Origin of the sequence: Nocardia sp. NPDC052566 (genome assembly GCF_044547285.1) — a bacterium.
In the GTDB taxonomy this organism is placed as follows: domain Bacteria; phylum Actinomycetota; class Actinomycetes; order Mycobacteriales; family Mycobacteriaceae; genus Nocardia.
The window spans coordinates 375109-394567 of record NZ_JBIUAF010000003.1 but is presented as its reverse complement, the minus strand read 5'-3'; the positions used below and the strand labels follow the sequence as shown (position 1 = coordinate 394567).

Here is a 19459-nt window from a genome sequence, read left to right as displayed (position 1 = left end):
CGCACGTGACTGACAACGCCACCGACATCGCGGTCGTGGGTTTCGCCCACGCGCCACATGTGCCGGAAACCTTCGGCACCACCAACGGTGTCGAGATGCTGGTGCCCATCTTCCAGCAGCTCTACACCCAGCTCGGCATCACCAAGTCCGATATCGACTTCTGGTGCTCCGGCTCTTCCGATTACCTTGCCGGACGGGCCTTTTCGTTCATCTCGGCGGTCGATGCGATCGGCGCGGTGCCGCCGATCAACGAATCGCACGTCGAAATGGACGCCGCGTGGGCACTGTACGAGGCGTGGGTGAAACTTCGCTCCGGACAGGCGAACACCGCGCTGGTGTACGGCTTCGGCAAGTCCTCGGCCGGCACATTGCGCCAGATCCTCACCATGCAGCTCGATCCCTACCTGGTCACCCCGCTGTGGCCGGACGCGCTATCGATCGCGGGCCTGCAGGCGCGGGCCGGACTCGACGCGGGCCGCTGGACCGAGCGCGATATGGCGACGGTAGCGGCGGGCACCTCGGGCGATGTCGAAAGCCTGCTTGCCACACCGTATGTCGCGGATCCGCTACGCGCGCACGACTGCGCGCCGGTCACCGACGGTGCGGCGGCCATCCTGCTCGCGGTCGGTGATCGCGCGCGCGAACTCTGCGAACGACCCGCCTGGCTCACCGGTATGGCCCATCGGATCGACAGCCCCGTGCTCGGCGCGCGGGATCTCACCGTCTCCCCCTCCACCGCGGCGGCGGCACGGGCGGTCACCGGTGGCGATGTCAGCGGCTTCGATATCGCGGAGCTGCACGCGCCGTTCAGCCATCAGCAGCTGATCTTGGCCGAGGCGATCGGTCTCAACGGCACCACCGTGATCAATCCGTCCGGCGGTGCGCTGGCGGCGAATCCGATGTTCGCCGCGGGCCTGGAGCGCATCGGGTTCGCGGCCGAGGCCATCATGGCGGGCACCGCGCACCGCGCGCTCGCGCACGCCACCAGCGGTCCCGCGCTGCAACAGAACCTTGTCACGGTGCTCGAGTCGGAGGCGAAATGAATACAGCATCGCGCAGCGATTCGGCGGGGGGCGGCGGTCGGGTGACGGGTGGGCGTTTCCCCGCAGCGGTGCTCGGCACCGGACAAACCCATCACGTGACGAAACGAACCGATGTATCCATGGCGGGCATGTGCCGCGAAGCCATCGATCGCGCACTCGCCGATGCCGGTCTCACCATCGCCGAGATCGATGCGGTGGTGGTCGGCAAGGCGCCGGATATGTTCGAGGGCGTCATGATGCCCGAGCTGTATCTGGCGGATGCGTTGGGCGCCACCGGAAAACCGCTGCTCCGGGTGCATACCGCGGGCTCGGTCGGCGGCTCGACGGGTGTCGTCGCCGCGAACCTGGTGCAGGCGGGCGTGCACAAGAAGGTGCTCGCGGTGGCGTGGGAGAAGCAATCCGAGTCGAATGCCATGTGGGCGTTGTCGATTCCGGTGCCGTTCACCATGCCGGTCGGCGCGGGCGCCGGCGGCTACTTCGCCCCGCATGTGCGCTCCTATATCCGCAGGTCGAGCGCGCCGAGCCATATCGGCGCGATGGTCGCGGTGAAGGACCGCCGCAACGGCGCGAAGAATCCGCTGGCCCACCTCAAACAACCCGATATCACCCTCGAATCGGTGCTCGCTTCCCAAATGCTGTGGGACCCTATTCGTTTCGACGAGACCTGCCCGTCCTCCGACGGTGCGTGCGCGATCGTCATCGGCGACGAGGAAGCCGCAGCCGCGGTGGAATCCGCGGGCAAGAAGGTCGCGTGGGTGCACGGCACCGCCATGCGCACCGAACCGACCACCTTCGCCGGGCGCGACCAGGTCAATCCCCAGGCCGGTCAGGATGCGGCGGCGGCGCTGTGGAAAGCGGCGGGTATCAAGGATCCGCTGGAAGAGATCGACGCGGCCGAAATCTATGTGCCCTTCTCCTGGTTCGAGCCGATGTGGCTGGAGAACCTCGGTTTCGTCGCACCGGGCGACGGCTGGAAGCTGACCGATAAGGGCGAGACGGAGATCGGCGGAAAGCTGCCGGTCAACCCGTCCGGCGGCGTGCTCTCCTCGAATCCGATCGGCGCCTCCGGCCTCATCCGGTTCGCCGAGGCGGCCAAACAGGTGATGGGCCGGGCCGGCGCCTACCAGGTGGCGAATGCGCGCAAGGCGCTCGGCCACGCGTACGGCGGTGGCTCGCAGTACTTCTCGATGTGGGTAGTAGGAAGCGAACACCCGTGAAATTCACCCTCGGCATCGCGCTGAGTCCGCTGGAGCAGCTGCCAGAACTGGCGAAAACCGCTGAAGAGTGCGGCTTTTCATCGATCGCCCTGCCCGACTCGCTGTTCTACATGGAGTCGGCGTCGGCGAAGTATCCCTACACCGCCGACGGCAGCCGCTTCTGGAGCCCGGACACCCCGTGGGTCGATCCACTGATCGGCGCCACCGCCATGGCCGCGGTCACCAGCCGCATCCGCTTCTACACCAATGTGCTCAAGCTCGGTTCGCGCAACCCGCTGCTGCTGGCCAGGCAGGTCGGCTCGGTGGCCAACCTGTCCGGCAACCGGTTCGGCTTCGGCGTCGGGATCGGCTGGGCACCGGAGGAATTCGAATGGTGCGGGGTGCCGTTCGCACGCCGCGGCGCCAGGGTCGACGAGATGATCGAGGTCATCAAGCTGGTGCTCGGCGGCGGCATGGTCGAGTACCACGGCGAATTCTTCGATTTCGCGCCGCTGCAGATGAGCCCAGCGCCCAGCGAGCCGGTGCCGTTCTACATCGGCGGGCATACCGAGGCGGCGCTGCGGCGCGCGGCGAAGGTCGGCGACGGCTGGACCTCGGCCATGATGACCTACGCCGAGCTGTGCACCACCATCGGCAAGCTGGGCGCGCTGCGCGCCGAATTCGGCCGCGGCGATGTCCCGTTCGAGATCCAGGCGGTGTGCATCGACCGGTTCGGCCGCTCCGGCTATCAGGACCTGGCCGATGCCGGGGTCACCGACGCCATCGTGGTGCCGTGGATCTTCGACGGCATCGGCTTCGACGGCGAGCTCGCGGCCAAACAGGATTCGCTGCGCCGCTTCGCCGCCGAGAATATCGAGAACCCCATCGAGGAGCGCCGATGACGGCCACGACCGACCATCCGGCCCGCACGGCCGGGCTCGCCTCGCAGGCCGCGGTCCGCGCGCGGAACAAGGACGCCTGGCTCGACCTGTTCGCCGAGGACGGCATCGTCGAAGATCCCATCGGCCCTTCTGGATTCGATCCCGAGGGCAAGGGCCATCGCGGCCGCGACGCCATCGCGGCGTTCTGGGACAAGGCGATCGCCAAGACCGACTCGATCGAATTCCTGTTCACCGACTCCTTCGCCTGCGGCAACGAGATCGCCTTCACCGGCACAATCCGCAGCACGCTCGGCGGGCACCGGATCGATGCCGACGGCGTGTTCACCTACAGGGTGGACGAGCACGGCAAAATCGCCGCGCTGCGGGCGTTTTGGGAGATCGACCGCGCGATGGCCACCGCGAGGCCCGTCGACTGAGACCACCGAACGAAGGGTCCTCGCCGGGCATTGGGACTGCCTGGCGAGGACCCTTGCTTTGTCGATGCGGCTGCTCGTCAGTGCGCGACCGGACAGCCCTTGCCCTTGTAGTCGACCGGGAACTCCTTGATGCCGTTGAGCCAGCCCGAACGCAGCCGCTTCGCGTCACCGATCTTGGTGATATCCGGCAGGTGATCGGCGATGGCGTTGAAGATCAGGTCGATCTCCAGCCTGGCCAGGTTCGCGCCGATGCAGAAGTGCGCGCCGGTGCCGCCGAAGGACAAGTGCGGGTTGTCCTTTCGCATGATGTCGAACTTCTCCGGATCCTCGAAGACGTCCTCGTCGAAGTTGGCCGACTTGTACAGCATGACGACGCGCTGGCCCTTCTTGATCTGCACGCCGCCGAGTTCGGTGTCCTCCAGCGCGGTCCGCTGGAACGAGGTGACCGGGGTGGCCCACCGGATGATCTCGTCCGCGGCGGTGGCCGGGCGCTCCTTCTTGTACAGCTCCCACTGGTCCGGGTTGTCCAGGAAGGCCATCATGCCGTGCGAGATGGCGTTGCGCGTGGTCTCGTTGCCCGCCACCGCGAGCATGATGACGAAGAAGCCGAACTCCTCCTCGGTCAGCTTGTCGCCGTCGATATCGGCCTCGATCAGCTTGGTCACGATGTCATCGGCCGGGCAGGCCTTGCGCGCGGCGGCCATTTGATAGGCATAGCCGAGGATTTCGACCGAGGCGGCCACCGGATCGGCGGTGCTCTCCGGATCGTCGTAGCCGGTCATGTCGTTGGACCAGGTGAACAGCTTCATCCGGTCTTCCTGCGGCACGCCGATCAGCTCGGCGATGGCCTGCAGCGGCAGTTCGCACGCGACCTGGGTGACGAAGTCGCCGCCGCCTGCCGTGGCGGCCGCCTTCACGATCGACTCGGCCCTGGCCGACAGCTCGGCGCGCAGCCCGTTGATCGCGCGCGGGGTGAAGCCGCGCGCGATGACCTTGCGCAGCTTGGTGTGCTCGGGTGCGTCCATGTTCAGCAGGACGATGCGCTGCAGTTCGATCTGCTCGCGGGCGATGTCGTCGTTGAAGCGCGGCAGCGCGGTGTTCTCGAAGCTGGAGAAGACATCGCTGCGCCGCGACACCTCTTTGACGTCGGCATGCTTGCTGACCACCCAGAAGCCGTCGTCGTGGAATCCGCTCACCTCGGGCGACTGGGGATTCCACCAGATCGGCGCGGTGCGGCGTAGTTCGGCGAACTCGTCGACCGGAACCCGCTGCGCGTAGATGTCTGGATCTGTCACATCGAATCCGTCGGGCAGATTCGGGCGTGGGTTCCGGGTTTCAACCACCAGATGTCTCCTTCGACAAACTGAAACACGTTCTATAATCATTGAAGCACAGGCGCGAGAACCACAAAAGAAGCTGGCATGATCCGCCTGCGGCATACACGCGTAACGCGTTTCATTTTTCTGCCCCAAACGGAAGGTTGGAGATGGGAACACCCGTCATCGTCGAGGCCGCTCGTACCCCCATCGGCAAGCGCAACGGCTGGCTGGCCGGACTGCACGCCGCCGAACTCCTCGGCGCCGCACAGCACGGCATCCTCGAACGCGCACAGCTGGATCCGCTCCTGGTCGAGCAGGTCATCGGCGGCTGCGTCATGCAGGTCGGCGAACAATCCAACAACGTCACCCGCACCGCATGGCTGCACGCCGGACTGCCGTGGCAGACCGGCTGCGTGACCATCGACAACCAGTGCGGTTCGGCACAGCAGGCCGCGGGCCTGGTGGCGGGCCTGATCGCCACCGGCGCCATCGAGGCGGGCATGGCGTGCGGCATCGAGTCGATGAGCCACGTACCGCTCGGCGCCAACGTCGGCACGCACGCCGGGCCGCGCCGCCCCGCGACTTGGGACATCGATATGCCCAACCAGTTCGAGGGCGCCGAACGAATCGCCAAGCGGCGCGGCATCACTCGCCGCGATACCGACGAGCTCGGCTTGCGCTCACAACAACTGGCCGCTCAGGCGTGGGCCGAGGGCCGCTTCGACCGCGAGGTACTCCCGCTGAAGGCCGCACCACAGGTGGACAAGGAGGGCAACCTCACCGGCGAGACGCTCGACGTCGTGCGCGATCAGGGTCTGCGCGACACCACCGCCGAGGGCCTGGCCAAGCTGAAGCCGGTGCTGGAGGGCGGAATTCACACCGCGGGCACCTCGTCGCAGATCTCCGACGGCGCCGCCGCGGTGCTGCTCATGGACGAAAAGGCCGCTGAGCGCAACGGTTTGCGTCCACGCGCCCGGATCGTGGCGCAGTGCCTGGTCGGCGGCGAGCCCTACTACCACCTGGACGGTCCGGTGCAGGCGTGCGAGCGGCTGCTGGAGCGCACCGGCATGAGCATCGGCGATATCGACCTGTTCGAGATCAACGAGGCCTTCGCGGCCGTCGCACTCTCCTGGGCCTCGGTGCACAAGCCGGATATGGACCGGGTGAACGTCAACGGGGGCGCGATCGCGCTGGGTCATCCGGTCGGCAGCACCGGATCACGCCTGATCACAACGGCTTTGCACGAGCTGGAGCGCTCGGGCAAGAGCACCGCCATGATCCTCATGTGCTGCGGCGGCGCACTCGCGACGGGCACGATCATCGAGAGGTTGTAGGAACTTCAACCAAATCCTGTCGATTGGTTGAACGTTCATCTCCGAAGCCCCAAAACGTGTCGTACGCCACACAATGCGGGGTACAGAGAAGTAGATGAGACGTCAGCTATCTTTCGGCTATCATTGGCCCGTCGGGGAAGACCTTCGCGACGGGCCAGAACCGTGTCATACCACGCCTCCACTAGAGCCGTTGGGGTGACCCGCAAACGCGACCGTCCCAGTGACTTCCCCGCAGCGGCACCTAGAAGCTTCAAGGAAATCCGGAATCAGGCGTAGGTTTTCAGTTACTGAGCCGCTAATATCAATGATACGTATCCGAGATAACGACTGTTAGTACAGCGAAGGGAATTGGGCGGCTCACAATGGCTGATTTCGCGGCGCGGCTGAACAAGCTGTTCGAAACCGTGCATCCCCCGGGGCGTAAGCCGCACACCAACGCGGAGGTTGCGGCTGCGCTGACGGCCTCCGGACATCCGATCTCGAAACCGTACCTGTCCCAGTTGCGGTCGGGACAGCGGACCAACCCGTCCGACGAGACGGTGGCCGCCCTGGCGAAGTTCTTCAAGGTCAAGCCGGACTACTTCTTCAACGACATCTACGCAGCCAAGATCGATCACGATCTCGAGCTGTTGTCCCAGCTGCAGGGCTACGGACTGAGAAGGCTGTCGAGTCGAGCGTTCGACCTGTCCGAAGAATCTCAGAACCTCCTCACGTCCATGGCGGAGAAGTTGCGGGCCAGCGAAGGCTTGCCCGAAATTCCTCCGGACGGCACGGAATAGGTTCGTGTGCAGCGCAGCTCAGTGTGACCCGGGGGTCGCACTGGGCTGCGTTATGCGTGGCGCCGGGGGATGCGGGTGCTCCGACGGGGTGTTGTCATGCCCACATGACGTGTGGGCATGACCATAGAAATGGGGGCTTGAAGGGGACAACGACGCGCACTCGCGCGCGGATCTCGGTCCGGCATGGACACATTCGGATGAACACGCATTCCGAGTCGAGTGGCCGTAGCAAACCGGTCAGCCTATTTCTCACATGTGCCAGAACTCATCCGAGTAGGCCGTGAAGTAGGCCGATCAACCGCGCCTGTCCGGCCGCACAGCAATCGCCGCGGGGAAAACCCGGACGGGCGGTGTTGATCAATTTCGAACAGCGGCGGCGGTTGTCGCGTCATAGGCCCTGGCAATCGCCTGGACCCAGCCACGCGGGCTGATCCCCTCCGGTGGCGTGATCCAGCGTGCGTCGACGATCACATCGCCCATGGGGTTCCTCGCCCACTCGGCCACCCGGTCGGCGCGCTCAGCGATCGAACGCGGTGGCGGACCGGCCTGGGCCAGCACCACGCCACCGCCCGACTGCAGGTACAGGGCGTCCATGATCTGCGCCACCTGGTCCGATGCCTTCAGCTGCGTCGACGTGCCGGTCTGATCGTGCGCGACCACTTCGGGGAACCGACCGATCAGGACGCGGTGCAGCACTTGAATCTGGCGCAGCAGCAGACGCGCCCGCACCCACAGCTCGACCACGATCCAGATCGCGCCGAACGCGATGAGCAGCGCGGCGATCTCCCAGGCCGGCCAGCCCCAGTTCGGCTGCCCGGCCCCCGCGCGCGGCGCGTGCACGAACGCGCGCCGGATCTCCAGCACCGCGAGCACGCCGACGACGGCGGTACCGGTGGTGTAGATCGCGATACCGCGGCCGAGGGTGGTCCAGTCCAGGTTGCGCAGGCCGGTGATGGCGATGAAGACGCAGCCGAACGCGACGATCGCCCAGCCGAAGGTGGTCGACCAGGCGAGGGTGATGATGATCGCGAGCACGCCCGCCCCGTAGATCACCCTGGCGATCTGGCCGAGGTTGCGCCGCGACACCACCGGCCAGGCGGCCGCGGCCACCACCGAGGTGGCCGTCGCGAACAGGATCCACGCCGAGACCACGACGGCATAGGAGAGCAGGCCGTTGCGCAGTCCGTGCGGCAGCAGGTTATCGATCGCCAGCGCCACCTCCGGCACCGCGACCGTCGCCGCCAGCGCGACCGCCGCGACCGCGACGACGATCGCCACCCGCGCGGTGGTCGCGGGCTTGACCAGACAGCGGCCGACTCGGGCACCGGCGGCAACCCAGACCAGCAAGGCCGTCAACCACAGTGTCATCCGAGTGCCTCATCGAATCGAAGGACCGAGACGCCTGCGCCACGGCTGTTGAACACACGCAATCGGGTCATCAGCATGGCGGCGAAGGTCTCGGCCTCCCATTCGGCGAGTTCGTCCGCGCCGTCGTCGACGATCTGCTGATGCGCCCGCTGGCTCAGCATGTAGGCGATCAGATCGTCGCTGGCCTCCAGCGTCACCTCCGGCGCGGGCGCGCCTTCGTGGTCGAACACGATGTGGCCGAGTTCGTGCGCGAGGGTGTGTTCGCGGCTCGGCAGCGTCTCGGCCAGCACGATGACGTCCCGGTCCGGATAGAACCTGCGCTGGCCGCACACGCCGGGACCGAGGTGCGCGCTGGCGATCTCGATCTCCCGCGCGCGCTCGTTCGCGATGGCCGCGACCACCTCGTCCAGCGTGGTCGCGTCGAAATCGGCCGCGACCGCACAGACGGCGTCGACCGCGGCGGCCACCCGGCGGTAGGCCCGTGAGCTATGGGTCGTCCTGCTCTCGTTCACCATCGCCTCCTCACGCCCTCGGTCCGAAGAATTCGGCACGCGCGGCATCGACGCGGGCCTGGGCGGCCGACGCGCTCTGGAAACTGACCGCGCCGGAACCGGTGCCTGCCAGCGCGAGCGCGAGCAGGCCGCCGATCACCGACAGCAGATGCGGTTTCGGCAGTCCGTCGTCGGCGCTGGTCGGGCGCACGTCGGGATTCGGTTTCACCGGGGCCACCGGAGCCGGTGGCGCCGGCGGCGGGGGTGGCGGTGGCGGGGCCGGTGGGGCTTCCTCGGGCGCGGGCGCGACCACAGGAAGCATCGGCAGAACCGGTGGGGTGATCGCGGGCAGCGGCGGAATGATCAGGGGCACCGACGGCGAAGGCGGCACGGTGACCGGAGGTGGCGGCTGCAACAGCAGGAGCAGCAGCCACGGCGCGGCCGAACCGACGGCGGCGGAACCGAGCAGCGCCGAACCGGTCGCCGCGGAACCGGCACCCGCGGAACCGACGCCCGCCGAACCGACACCGGCGGAACCGACACCGGCGGAACCCACGCCCGCCGAACCGACACCGGCGGAACCGACGCCCGCGGAACCCGCCGCGCCAGCGGAACCGACAGCGGCGGAACCGGTAGCACCGGCCGAGCCGACGGCCGCGGAACCGGTAGCACCGGCCGAACCGACAGCAGCGGAACCCGTCGCACCAGCCGAGCCGACGGCGGCCGAGCCCGTCGCACCGGCGGAGCCGACAGCAGCGGAGCCGGTGGCGCCCGCCGAGCCGACGCCCGCGGAACCCGTGCCGAGGAGCGCACCGACGCCCGCGGAGCCGGTGCCGACGCCTACCGAGCCCGCCGCCGAACCGGCGGCCGCGGAACCGGCACCGGACGAACCGGCAGGTCCGGCGACCGGCGTCGGGTCGAAGGGCATGAGGGGAATCTGCTGACCGGGCGGTACGTCCCCGGAATCATCGACGAGGCCCGCCGTCGGGCCGGACGTGGCGCAGTGCTGGCACGCTAGGTCGGGCTCTGCCACGGCCGCGACCGGGCCGAGCAGGGCAGAGCCGGCAACAGTCCCGGCTACTGCCACCAAACGTAACGTGCGACCAACGGCCATGCGCCAGCCTTCCCCTTCATCTGTGGATACAGCGCAGATCTGTGCCCGGTCGCAACTCTCATCCGGGACTTTTCAAGGACGGAAGCCCATGATAAACAACTGCTCTGACCCACGCAGGGGGATGGTCCAAGCTCAGGCCCCGTAAACGGCCTCCGGGGGTGTCGCCTCGGCAATGAGATCCGCCACAATCGGCCCGAGCTCCGCGGGCTCCCACCGGGCGCCGCGGTCGACCGGCGCCCCGTGGCGCCAGCCATCGGCCAGCGCCACTTTGCCGCCCTCGACTTCGAACATCCGGCCGGTGACGGCGGCGGACTGCGCGCTGCCCAGCCAGACCACCAACGGCGAGACGTTCTCCGGCGCCATGACGTCGAAACCGTCCGCCGGCTTGGCCATGGTTTCGGCGAAGACGGTCTCGGTCATCCTGGTGCGCGCCGCGGGCGCGATGGCGTTCACGGTGACCCCGTAGCGGCCGAATTCGGCTGCGGCGGTGAGGGTTAGGCCCGCGATACCGGCCTTGGCCGCGCCGTAGTTGCCCTGGCCGACGCTGCCCTGCAGGCCCGCGCCGGAGCTGGTGTTGATGATGCGGCCGTCGACCGGGCGGCCCGCCTTGGACTCGCCGCGCCAGTACTCGATGGCGTGCCGCATGGTGGCGAAGTGGCCCTTCAGGTGGACGCGGATCACCGCGTCCCACTCGTCCTCGCCGAGGTTCACCAGCATCCGATCGCGCACGAATCCGGCGTTGTTCACCAGGACGTCCAGCCCGCCGAAGGTATCGACGGCGGTGTGGATGAGCCTGCGCGCGCCGTCCCAGTCCGCGACGTCGTCACCGTTGGCGACCGCGCGGCCGCCGAGCCCGGTGATCTCCGCCACCACTTGCTCGGCGGGAGTGTCGCTGGTCGCCGCCCCGTCGAGCGCCGAGCCGAGATCGTTCACCACCACGTTGGCGCCCGCCGCGGCGAAGGCGAGCGCGTGCGCGCGGCCGATCCCACGGCCGGCGCCGGTGACGATGACGGTGCGCCCGGCGCAGATCTGCGTGTCCATACCTGTCCTTGGTTAGTTGGTGCTCTTGGCTCGATCGGCGTTGCTCGCCGCGAGGAAGGCGGGACGCTCGCCGCCGCCGTGCACGAGCAGCGTCGCGCCGCTGACATAGGCGGCCAGCGGTGAGGCGAGGAAGGTGGCGCAGCGGCCGATATCGTCCGGCCTGGCCATCCGGCCGAGCGGGATGGTCCGGCCGACCGCGTCGACGCCGTCTTGGTCGCCGTAGTGCAGCCGGCTCAGCTCGGTGTCGACCGGGCCGACAACCAGCGAGTTCACCCTGACCTTCGGCGCCCACTCGACGGCGAGCGAGGAGGTCAGGCTGTCGATGCCCGCCTTGGCCGCGCCGTAGGCCGCGGTGCCCGGCGAGGGCCGGTGCCCACTGACGCTGGACACCATCACGATCGAGCCGCCGTCGCTCTGCTCCTGCATCACCGCATTGGCGGCCTGCGAAACCAGCAGCGGCGCGAGCAGATTCAGCTCGACGATCTTGGCGTGGAAGTTCTTGCTCGCCTCGGCGGCGAGGGCGAACGGCGCACCGCCCGCGTTGTTCACCAGGTGGTCGAGGCGGCCGTGGCGGGCGAGCACGGTGTCGATCAGCGTGCGTACCGCGTCCGCGTCGCGCACGTCGCACGGCAGGTATTCGATGGTGCGCCCATTGCTGGTCACCGGATCGCCGGCCGGGCGGCGGGCGCAGGCGACGACGGTCGCGCCCGCGTCCAGGAAGGTCTTGCTCACACCGGCGCCGACCCCGCGCACCCCGCCGGTGACGAGAACGACGCGGCCGGCCAGATCGATTTCGAGTGCCACCGTGCTAACCTACCAAGCAACTGCTTGCTTTGCCAATGCTGGGCGGATCGATGCCCGGCAACGGGAACCAGATGGGATACGCGATGGGGATAAACCGTCACTCCGAATCAACCGGCATCACCGTGGTCACGGTGGACTATCCGCCGGTCAACGCCATACCCTCGGACGGCTGGTTCGCCATCGCCGACACGGTGCGCGCGGCGGGCCGCGATCCGGAGACCCGAGTCGTGGTGCTGCGCGCGGAGAATCGCGGTTTCAATGCCGGGGTCGATATCAAGGAGATCCAGCGCAAGCCGGGTCATCAGGCGCTCATCGACGCCAATCACGGCTGTTTCGAGGCATTTTCGGCCATCTACGACTGCCAGGTTCCGGTGATCGCGGTGGTGCAGGGCTTCTGCCTCGGCGGCGGCATCGGCCTGGTCGGCAACGCCGATATCGTGATCGCGTCGGACGACGCGACATTCGGCCTGCCCGAGGTCGACCGCGGCGCGCTCGGCGCGGCCACCCATCTGTCCCGGCTGGTGCCGCAGCACCTGATGCGTGCGCTGTTCTACACCGCGAGCACCATCACCGCGCAGCAGCTGCACCACTACGGCTCGGTGTATCAGGTGGTGCCGCGCGCCGAACTCGACGCCGCCGCACTGGAAGTCGCCAAGAACATCGCGGCCAAGGACGGCCGGGTGATCCGCGCGGCGAAGCGGGCGCTCAACGGCATCGACGTACAGGACGTGCACCGCAGCTACCGCTACGAGCAGGGATTCACCTTCGAACTCAACCTCGCCGGGGTGGCCGACGAGATCCGCGCCAGGTTCGACGACGACTTGGCGGCACGCAAAGCGGGAGAGAAATAGCCATGCGGGACAAGCGAATGTCGCTCGACGAGGTCGTCGGCGAACTGCGCAGCGGAATGACCATCGGGATCGGCGGCTGGGGGTCGCGGCGCAAGCCGATGGCGCTGGTGCGGGCGATCCTGCGCTCCGATATCCATGACCTCACCGTGGTCAGCTACGGCGGCCCCGATCTCGGCCTGCTGTGCTCGGCGGGCAAGGTGCGTAAGGCGTACTACGGCTTCGTATCACTGGATTCGGCGCCGTTCTATGATCCGTGGTTCGCCAAGGCGCGCACCTCCGGCGCACTGGTGGCGCGCGAGATGGACGAGGGCATGCTGAAGTGCGGGCTGGAGGCGGCCGCCGCGCGGCTGCCGTTCCTGCCGATTCGCGCCGGTCTCGGCTCCGATGTGCCCAACTTCTGGGAGGGCGAACTGAAGACCGTCGAATCGCCGTACCGGCGCCCGGACGGGCGCACCGAGACGCTGACCGCGATGCCCGCGCTGAATCTCGATGCGGCGCTGGTGCATCTGAATATCGGCGACAAGCACGGCAATGCCGCCTACACCGGCGTCGACCCCTACTTCGACGACCTGTACTGCCTCGCCGCCGAGCGGCGCTACCTGTCGGTCGAGCGCGTCGTCGAGACCGAGGAGCTGGTGAAAACCGTTCCGCTGCAGTCGATGCTGCTCAATCGGATGATGGTCGACGGTGTCGTCGATGCGCCGGGCGGCGCGCACTTCACGCTGGCCGGTGACAGCTACGGCCGCGACGAGAAATTCCAGAAGCACTACGTGGAATCGGCCAAGACCCCGGAAACCTGGCAGGCCTTCGTCGACAAGTACCTGTCCGGCTCCGAGGACGAGTACCAATCCGCGGTGCGCGAATTCGCCGAGGGGGCACGGTGAGCGACACGTCCTCCCGGGCACGGATCACGACGCCGCGCACGGAATCTTCGAACAATTCGAGCGCGGCGGCGGCAGGTCGGCGCGGCGCGAGCACAGGAGCGGCCCGATGACCACAGACACCATCACCCGCGCCGAGGTATGCGCGGTAGCCTGCGCCGAGATCTTCAGTGGCGCCGGGGAGATCATGGCCAGCCCGATGTCGCCGATGTCGATCATCGGCGCACGGCTCGCCAAGCTGACCACCGAGCCCGATCTGCTGCTCTCCGACGGCGAAGCGCTGTTCTTCGCCGACACTCCCCCGCTCGGCGGCAAAGCGCCGATCGAGGGCTGGATTCCGTTCCGCAGGGTGTTCGACGTGGTCGCCTCCGGCCGTCGACATGTGGTGATGGGCGCCAACCAGATCGACCGGTTCGGCAACCAGAACCTGTCCGCCTTCGGACCGTTGCAGCAGCCGACCAGGCAGATGTTCGGTGTGCGCGGCGCACCGGGTAACACCATCAATCATCCGACCAGCTACTGGGTTTCGCGGCATACCCGGCGGGTGTTCGTCGACCAGGTCGACATCGTCTCCGGCGTCGGCTACGACAAGGTCGATCCGGCCAACCCCGCGTATCGGTTCCTGCATCTGCACCGGGTGGTGACCAACTTGGGCGTCTTCGATTTCGAGGGGCCAGGCCACACCATGCGTGCGCGCAGCCTGCATCCCGGCGTGACCGCTGCCGAGGTCGCGGAGAACACCTCGTTCGAGATCACCGGGCTTGCCGATGCGGGTGAGACCAGACTGCCCACCGCCGAGGAGCTGCGGTTGATCCGGGATGTGCTCGACCCCAAGAAGATCCGTGAATCCGAGGTGCCCTCGTGAGTACCCTGCGCACCCCGCTGACCGAGCTGGTCGGCATCGAGCACCCGATCGTGCAGACCGGGATGGGCTGGGTCGCGGGCCCGAGCCTGGTCTCCGCGACGGCCGAGGCGGGCGGGCTCGGCATCCTGGCCTCGGCGACCATGACCTACGCGGAGCTCGAGGCGGCGATCGCGAAGACCAAGGCGCACACCGGAAAACCGTTCGGCGTGAACATTCGGGCGGATGCCACCGACGCTCCGGAGCGCATCGATCTGCTGATCAGGGAGAAGGTGGCGGTCGCTTCGTTCGCGCTCGCACCGAAGCAGGAGCTGATCGCGAAGCTGAAAGACGCCGGGGTGGTGGTGATTCCGTCGATCGGCGCGGCCAAGCACGCGGTCAAGGTGGCCGCATGGGGCGCCGACGCGGTGATCGTGCAGGGCGGCGAGGGTGGCGGGCACACCGGCCCGGTGGCCACCACGCTGCTGCTGCCCTCGGTGCTGGACGCGGTCGACATTCCGGTGGTGGCGGCGGGCGGCTTCTTCGACGGACGCGGCCTGGCCGCCGCACTGGCCTACGGCGCGGCGGGTGTCGCGATGGGCACGCGCTTCCTGCTCACCAAGGAGAGCACGGTGCCGGACGCGGTCAAGCAGGAGTATCTGCGCAGGCAGCTGCAGGACACGGTGGTGTCGGTCAAGGTCGACGGTATGCCGCACCGGGTACTGAACACCGAACTCGTACAGCGCCTGGAGCATTCAGGGAGGTGGCGTGGGCTCACCGCCGCGGTCGCCAATGCCGCCAGGTTCAAGGGGATGACCGGGATGAAGTGGTCGACCATGGTGCGCGATGGCCTCACTATGCGAAAGGCCAAGGACCTCAGCTGGTCCCAGGTCGTCATGGCGGCCAATACGCCGATGCTGTTGCGCGCCGGACTCGTCGAGGGCAACACCCACGCGGGCGTGCTCGCCGCGGGCCAGGTGACCGGCATCATCGACGACCTGCCCACCTGCAAGGAGCTCATCGACCGCATCATCGCCGATGCGAGCACCCGAATCGATGCCATCGCCACACTGCGCGATCGTCCGAAAACAACGGCACCCCGGTCGAACTGACCCACTACACCGATCGGCCGCGGCCCCTCCTCGTCATCGCGCCACCGTCGTCCCCGCGAATACCGGTTCCGATGCTCGCATCATCGAATCTCGCGCCACCACGGGATGACGGGCAGGGGCAGCAGGTGAGCCCGGATGACGGTGCCGGGACGTACACAGGGTGAGACGACGAAAAGCCGCCCCGGTCTTGTGGACCGGGGCGGCGTTTCGCCTCTCGGATTACTTGCTGATGCGCTCGATGATGGTGACGTTCGCCGTACCGCCACCCTCACAGATGGTGAGCAGACCGTAGCGCCCGTCGATCCGCTCCAGCTCGTTGAGCAGCGTGGCGAAAAGCTTTGCGCCGGTGGCCCCGAGCGGATGGCCGAGCGCGATGGCGCCGCCGTTCACATTGACCTTGTCCGGATCGACGCCGGTCTCCTTGATCCAGGCAAGCACCACCGGCGCGAAGGCCTCGTTGATCTCGACGACGTCGATGTCATCGATGGTGAGACCGGTCTTCTCCAGCGCCCACTTGGTCGCCGGAATCGGCGCGGACAGCATCATGATCGGATCGGCGCCGCGCGCGCTGACGTGATGAATCCGCGCCCGCGGCGTCAATCCGTAAGCCTCGACGGCCCATTCGGACGCGAGCAGTGCCGCACTCGCGCCGTCGGAGATCTGGCTGGCCACCGCGGCGGTCAGCGGGCTGCCCTCGGCGAGCGCGGGCAGCGACGCCATCTTCTCCAGGCTGGTCTCGCGTGGCCCCTGGTCGATCCAGAAGTCGCCGACCGGCACGATCTCCCGGTCGAACCGGCCGTTCTTGATGGCGTCACGCGCCCGCTGGTGGCTGCGCAGCGCCCAGCGCTCCATGTCTTCCCGGCTGATCCCCCACTTCTCGGCGATCAGCTGCGCGCCACGGAACTGCGAAACCTCGCCGGTGCCATAGCGATGGTCCCAGCCCTGCGAACCGACGAACGGCGAGTCGAAGCCGTATTCCTTGCCCGCCAGCATGGCCGCCGAGATCGGGATGGCGCTCATGTTCTGCACGCCCGCCGCGACGATGACCTCGGCGGTGCCGCTCATGATCGCCTGTGCGCCGAAATTGATGGCCTGCTGGCTGGATCCGCACTGCCGATCGACCGTGACGCCGGGCACCTCTTCCGGGTACCCGGCGGCCAGCCATGCCGTGCGGCCGATATTGCCCGCCTGCGGGCCGATATTGTCGACGCAGCCGACGATCACGTCGTCGACGTGCGCCGGATCAATGGTGTTGCGGTCCAACAGACCTCGCAGCGCGGCCGCGCCGAGATCGGCGGGGTGCACACCGGCGAGCGCACCACCGCGCTTGCCGACCGGCGTGCGCACCGCGTCGATCACGTAGGCGTCCCGCAGTGGGGCGTAGGGGCGGCGAGCGGATGGTGCTGACATAGAACGAAACTCCTACTAGTTGTGCCCAGGCAACGTGAGCCCGTCGAGCACGATGGTCAGGTACTGCTTGGCGAGGTTCTCGACGGTGATGGCGCCGCCGGGCTGGTACCAGCGCACCGCGACCCACACGGTGTCGCGCAGGAATCGGTAGGCCAGTTCGACATCGAGCTCGGGCCGGAAGCTGCCGTCCTCGACGCCGTTGATCAGCACGCGATGCCAGAGCTCGCGGAACTCGCGGTTGTATTCGGCGATGTAGGCGAATCGCTCCGCGTCGCGCAGCCGCTTGGCCTCGGCCTGGTAGATGGCCACCGCGGCGTGGAACCGGTCGAAGGATTCGTAGGAGGCGATCACCAAGGCTTCCAAGGTGTCTCGCGCGCTGAGCCCGGAGTCGACGATCTCCCGGTAGCGCCCGAACAGGTCGTCGAGGAAGCCGCGCAGGATCTCGTCGACCATCGACTCCTTGGAATCGAAGTGGTGGTAGAGACTGCCCGATAGAATCCCGGCCGCGTCGGCGATATCGCGAACGGTCGTCGCTCGCAGTCCCCGCTCGGCGAACAGGTCGGCCGCCAGCGTGAGCAATTCATTGCGCCGTGCTGATTTCGAGGTATCGGGTGCGGTCACATAGGCGATCATACAACCAAGCATTTGCTTGGTCGAGTAGGCGTGGCACTACCGCGATTCGGGGGCGATCTTCCTCAGCGCATCGAGTAGCGCAGCGGCGAGGACATCGACAGATCCGCGAGCAGCCGATCGCAGATGACCAGCGGTGACAGGCCCGCGCGCGCTAGTCGCGCCACCAGCGCGAGACGCCGCTCGCAGCTGTCCCATTCGACCGTGAGCGGGCCGCGACCGGGGCCGGCGTCCACGGTCGCCATCACCCGCGGCGGGCCGAACCGGGACGGCTCCTCCCGCAGTTTGAGCACCATGCCGCGTTGCCAGGCGTTGTAGGTCTCCATATCCGCGCCGACCACCAGCTTGTCGGTGGCATCACACAACCCCTGGGCGATCTCGTCGGCGAAGGCGACGCGATCGAGCCGGAACTTGCGGCATTTGCGCAACACCTCGAGCAGGTCGGCACGCACCTCGCACAGCAGCGCGGTCTGGCGCTGCCTGCGCCGCGACTGTTCGGAATCGGTGCCATCCGGTTCGATGACGTAGCCGATGCGGCGGGCCCGCTCCTGATCGCGGGCGATATCGGCGCGCAGCGCGCCGCGTGGATCGCGGGCGACTTCGCCCTCGTCGATCGCGTATTGCTCGAGTATTTGGGCGGCCCTGGTCGCGGTGGCGCATTCGGAGGTGTGGTCCATCAGTTCGGCGCCGAGCGTCAGCGCGGCCAGGATCAAACTATCCAGCCGCCGCCGGGCAAGCACGACTTCGCGCACCAATTCGAGTTCCAGTTGTTCGCGGGCATGTGGGCTGTCCGGGCCCATAGCCATCGCCCCTTTGGGGAGTTAGCGGGATCCGACCCTACCCAGCATGGCACACCTGACTCCGCGGCGTATCAACCTTTTTCACCTGATCAGGTGCCCATTTTGGGCTGTCGCCTGCTTGCCGAAGTGCGATCGCACTCAGGCGTGACGAACGGAAACCGACAGTTTGTCCGTCGCGCGCAGCGCGTCGTACAAGGATCACAGCGAATCGCCGTCGGCGGGGGAAATTATGCGAATTACCGCGGTGTGCGCCGCTCCCGTGCGGTCGCGGCGACACCGCGATCATCACAATTCAGGCGCGCTGGCTGCTGACCGAGACCACCTCGCCGGTCAGATACGAGGTGTAATCGCTGGCCAGCATGGCAATGGTGGCGGCGACCTCCCACGGCTCGGCGGCGCGGCCGAAGGCTTCGCGCTCGGACAGCCGATCGAGCAGATCGGTCGAGCTGACCTTGTCCAGGAACGCGTGCCGCGCGATGCTCGGCGCGACCGCGTTGATCCGGACACCGAGTTCGGCGGCCTCGATCGCGCTGCATCGGGTCAGCGCCATGACGCCGGCCTTCGCGGCCGCGTAGTGGGCTTGGCCGTGCTGGGCGCGCCAGCCGAGCACGCTGGCGTTGTTGACGATCACCCCGCCGTGCCCGGCCTCGCGGAAGTAGCCGAGCGCGGCGCGGGTGCAGCGGAAGGTGCCGTTCAGAGTGATGTCGAGGACGCGATCCCACTGCTCGTCGGTCATGTCGACCACCGGTGTCTCACCGCCGAGGCCCGCGTTGTTGACCATGATGTCGATGCGGCCGAACACTTCGGCGGCGCCGCGCACCAGCGCGTTCACCTGCTCGGTGCGCTGCACGTCGCAGACGAGGGAAGCGATTCGGCGGTCCGGGAATTCACCCTTCAGCTCGACCTCGGTCTCGGCGAGCCGCCGCTCGTGCCAGTCGGAGACGACGACGTCGGCGCCCTCGGCGAGCAGCCTGCGCGCGGTGGCGGAGCCGATGCCGGTGCCCGCCGCGGCGGTGATCACCGCGGTGCGCCCGGTCAGCAGTCCGTGGCCCGGAATCGGTTCCGGCGCAATGGACAACGGTCCGGCCGTGCCCTCGCTGCGCTCGCTCATGACTGCGCCTCGCTGC

General features: G+C 67.8%; 20 protein-coding genes. 10 read left to right on the top strand and 10 right to left on the bottom strand.

Translation table 11 applies throughout. The features are described 5' to 3' along the window. Positions 1–5: 5 nt before the first annotated feature. Genes ACIG5A_RS16005 through ACIG5A_RS15990 form a run of 4 tightly spaced genes read left to right on the top strand, consistent with a single transcriptional unit; the run spans position 6 to position 3557 of the window. Positions 6–1043, top strand: coding sequence for a thiolase domain-containing protein (locus ACIG5A_RS16005; protein WP_397240962.1), 1038 nt, complete (start codon positions 6–8; stop codon positions 1041–1043). Continuing rightward, positions 1040–2260: a thiolase domain-containing protein gene (locus ACIG5A_RS16000; protein WP_397240961.1), complete on the top strand. Its 1221-nt coding sequence runs from the start codon at positions 1040–1042 to the stop codon at positions 2258–2260. The genes ACIG5A_RS16005 and ACIG5A_RS16000 overlap by 4 nt, the downstream gene beginning before the upstream one ends. Further along, on the top strand, positions 2257–3141 hold the full coding sequence (locus tag ACIG5A_RS15995; protein ID WP_397240960.1) for a TIGR03619 family F420-dependent LLM class oxidoreductase: 885 nt from the start codon (positions 2257–2259) through the stop codon (positions 3139–3141). The genes ACIG5A_RS16000 and ACIG5A_RS15995 overlap by 4 nt, the downstream gene beginning before the upstream one ends. Beyond that, a complete protein-coding gene (locus ACIG5A_RS15990; RefSeq protein ID WP_397240959.1) occupies positions 3138–3557 on the top strand; it encodes a nuclear transport factor 2 family protein in 420 nt (139 codons plus the stop codon). The genes ACIG5A_RS15995 and ACIG5A_RS15990 overlap by 4 nt, the downstream gene beginning before the upstream one ends. A 77-nt stretch (positions 3558–3634) precedes the next feature. Here the strand turns inward: ACIG5A_RS15990 and ACIG5A_RS15985 are convergent, their stop codons facing one another. After that, positions 3635–4942: a cytochrome P450 gene (locus ACIG5A_RS15985; protein WP_397241804.1), complete on the bottom strand. Its 1308-nt coding sequence runs from the start codon at positions 4940–4942 to the stop codon at positions 3635–3637. A 101-nt stretch (positions 4943–5043) separates the two neighbouring features. Here ACIG5A_RS15985 and ACIG5A_RS15980 point away from each other — a divergent pair, with 101 nt between their 5' ends. Then, complete coding sequence (locus ACIG5A_RS15980) at positions 5044–6210, top strand: steroid 3-ketoacyl-CoA thiolase (protein ID WP_397240958.1); 1167 nt, start codon at positions 5044–5046, stop codon at positions 6208–6210. 362 nt (positions 6211–6572) lie between these two features. Then, the gene (locus ACIG5A_RS15975; protein WP_011207048.1) at positions 6573–6989 is read left to right on the top strand and encodes a helix-turn-helix domain-containing protein; all 417 of its coding nucleotides are present in this window, start codon (positions 6573–6575) and stop codon (positions 6987–6989) included. 357 nt (positions 6990–7346) lie between these two features. Here the strand turns inward: ACIG5A_RS15975 and ACIG5A_RS15970 are convergent, their stop codons facing one another. The 5 genes from ACIG5A_RS15970 to ACIG5A_RS15950 all read right to left on the bottom strand — a co-directional run bounded on the left by ACIG5A_RS15970 (position 7347) and on the right by ACIG5A_RS15950 (position 11807). After that, a complete protein-coding gene (locus ACIG5A_RS15970; RefSeq protein ID WP_397240957.1) occupies positions 7347–8357 on the bottom strand; it encodes a hypothetical protein in 1011 nt (336 codons plus the stop codon). After that, the gene (locus tag ACIG5A_RS15965) at positions 8354–8872 is read right to left on the bottom strand and encodes an ImmA/IrrE family metallo-endopeptidase (RefSeq protein ID WP_397240956.1); all 519 of its coding nucleotides are present in this window, start codon (positions 8870–8872) and stop codon (positions 8354–8356) included. The genes ACIG5A_RS15970 and ACIG5A_RS15965 overlap by 4 nt, the downstream gene beginning before the upstream one ends. A gap of 7 nt (positions 8873–8879) precedes the next feature. After that, entirely contained in the window at positions 8880–9935 is a 1056-nt protein-coding gene (locus ACIG5A_RS15960) for a hypothetical protein (RefSeq protein ID WP_397240955.1), read from the bottom strand. A gap of 159 nt (positions 9936–10094) precedes the next feature. Next, positions 10095–11003, bottom strand: a complete 909-nt coding sequence (locus ACIG5A_RS15955; protein ID WP_397240954.1) for an SDR family oxidoreductase — start codon at positions 11001–11003, stop codon at positions 10095–10097. Between the two features lie 12 nt (positions 11004–11015). Then, positions 11016–11807, bottom strand: a complete 792-nt coding sequence (locus tag ACIG5A_RS15950) for an SDR family oxidoreductase (RefSeq protein ID WP_397240953.1) — start codon at positions 11805–11807, stop codon at positions 11016–11018. Positions 11808–11890: 83 nt separating this feature from the next. Between ACIG5A_RS15950 and ACIG5A_RS15945 the strand changes: the two genes are divergently transcribed. The 4 genes from ACIG5A_RS15945 (at position 11891) to ACIG5A_RS15930 (ending at position 15492) form a co-directional block, all read left to right on the top strand. Then, the gene (locus tag ACIG5A_RS15945) at positions 11891–12658 is read left to right on the top strand and encodes an enoyl-CoA hydratase family protein (protein WP_397240952.1); all 768 of its coding nucleotides are present in this window, start codon (positions 11891–11893) and stop codon (positions 12656–12658) included. A 2-nt stretch (positions 12659–12660) separates the two neighbouring features. After that, positions 12661–13542, top strand: coding sequence for a CoA transferase subunit A (locus ACIG5A_RS15940; protein WP_397240951.1), 882 nt, complete (start codon positions 12661–12663; stop codon positions 13540–13542). 106 nt (positions 13543–13648) lie between these two features. Continuing rightward, on the top strand, positions 13649–14404 hold the full coding sequence (locus ACIG5A_RS15935; RefSeq protein ID WP_397240950.1) for a CoA-transferase subunit beta: 756 nt from the start codon (positions 13649–13651) through the stop codon (positions 14402–14404). Next, on the top strand, positions 14401–15492 hold the full coding sequence (locus ACIG5A_RS15930; protein WP_397240949.1) for an NAD(P)H-dependent flavin oxidoreductase: 1092 nt from the start codon (positions 14401–14403) through the stop codon (positions 15490–15492). Before ACIG5A_RS15935 ends, ACIG5A_RS15930 begins: the two co-directional genes overlap by 4 nt. 219 nt (positions 15493–15711) lie before the next feature. On the opposite strand, the gene ACIG5A_RS15925 is transcribed toward ACIG5A_RS15930, so the two are convergent. The 4 genes from ACIG5A_RS15925 to ACIG5A_RS15910 form a co-directional block, all read right to left on the bottom strand. Next, positions 15712–16902, bottom strand: coding sequence for an acetyl-CoA C-acetyltransferase (locus ACIG5A_RS15925; protein WP_397240948.1), 1191 nt, complete (start codon positions 16900–16902; stop codon positions 15712–15714). A 15-nt stretch (positions 16903–16917) separates the two neighbouring features. Beyond that, positions 16918–17523, bottom strand: a complete 606-nt coding sequence (locus ACIG5A_RS15920; RefSeq protein ID WP_397240947.1) for a TetR/AcrR family transcriptional regulator — start codon at positions 17521–17523, stop codon at positions 16918–16920. A 74-nt stretch (positions 17524–17597) separates the two neighbouring features. After that, positions 17598–18332: a hypothetical protein gene (locus ACIG5A_RS15915; protein ID WP_397240946.1), complete on the bottom strand. Its 735-nt coding sequence runs from the start codon at positions 18330–18332 to the stop codon at positions 17598–17600. A 292-nt stretch (positions 18333–18624) separates the two neighbouring features. Continuing rightward, a complete protein-coding gene (locus tag ACIG5A_RS15910) occupies positions 18625–19443 on the bottom strand; it encodes an SDR family oxidoreductase (protein WP_397240945.1) in 819 nt (272 codons plus the stop codon). Positions 19444–19459: the final 16 nt, after the last annotated feature.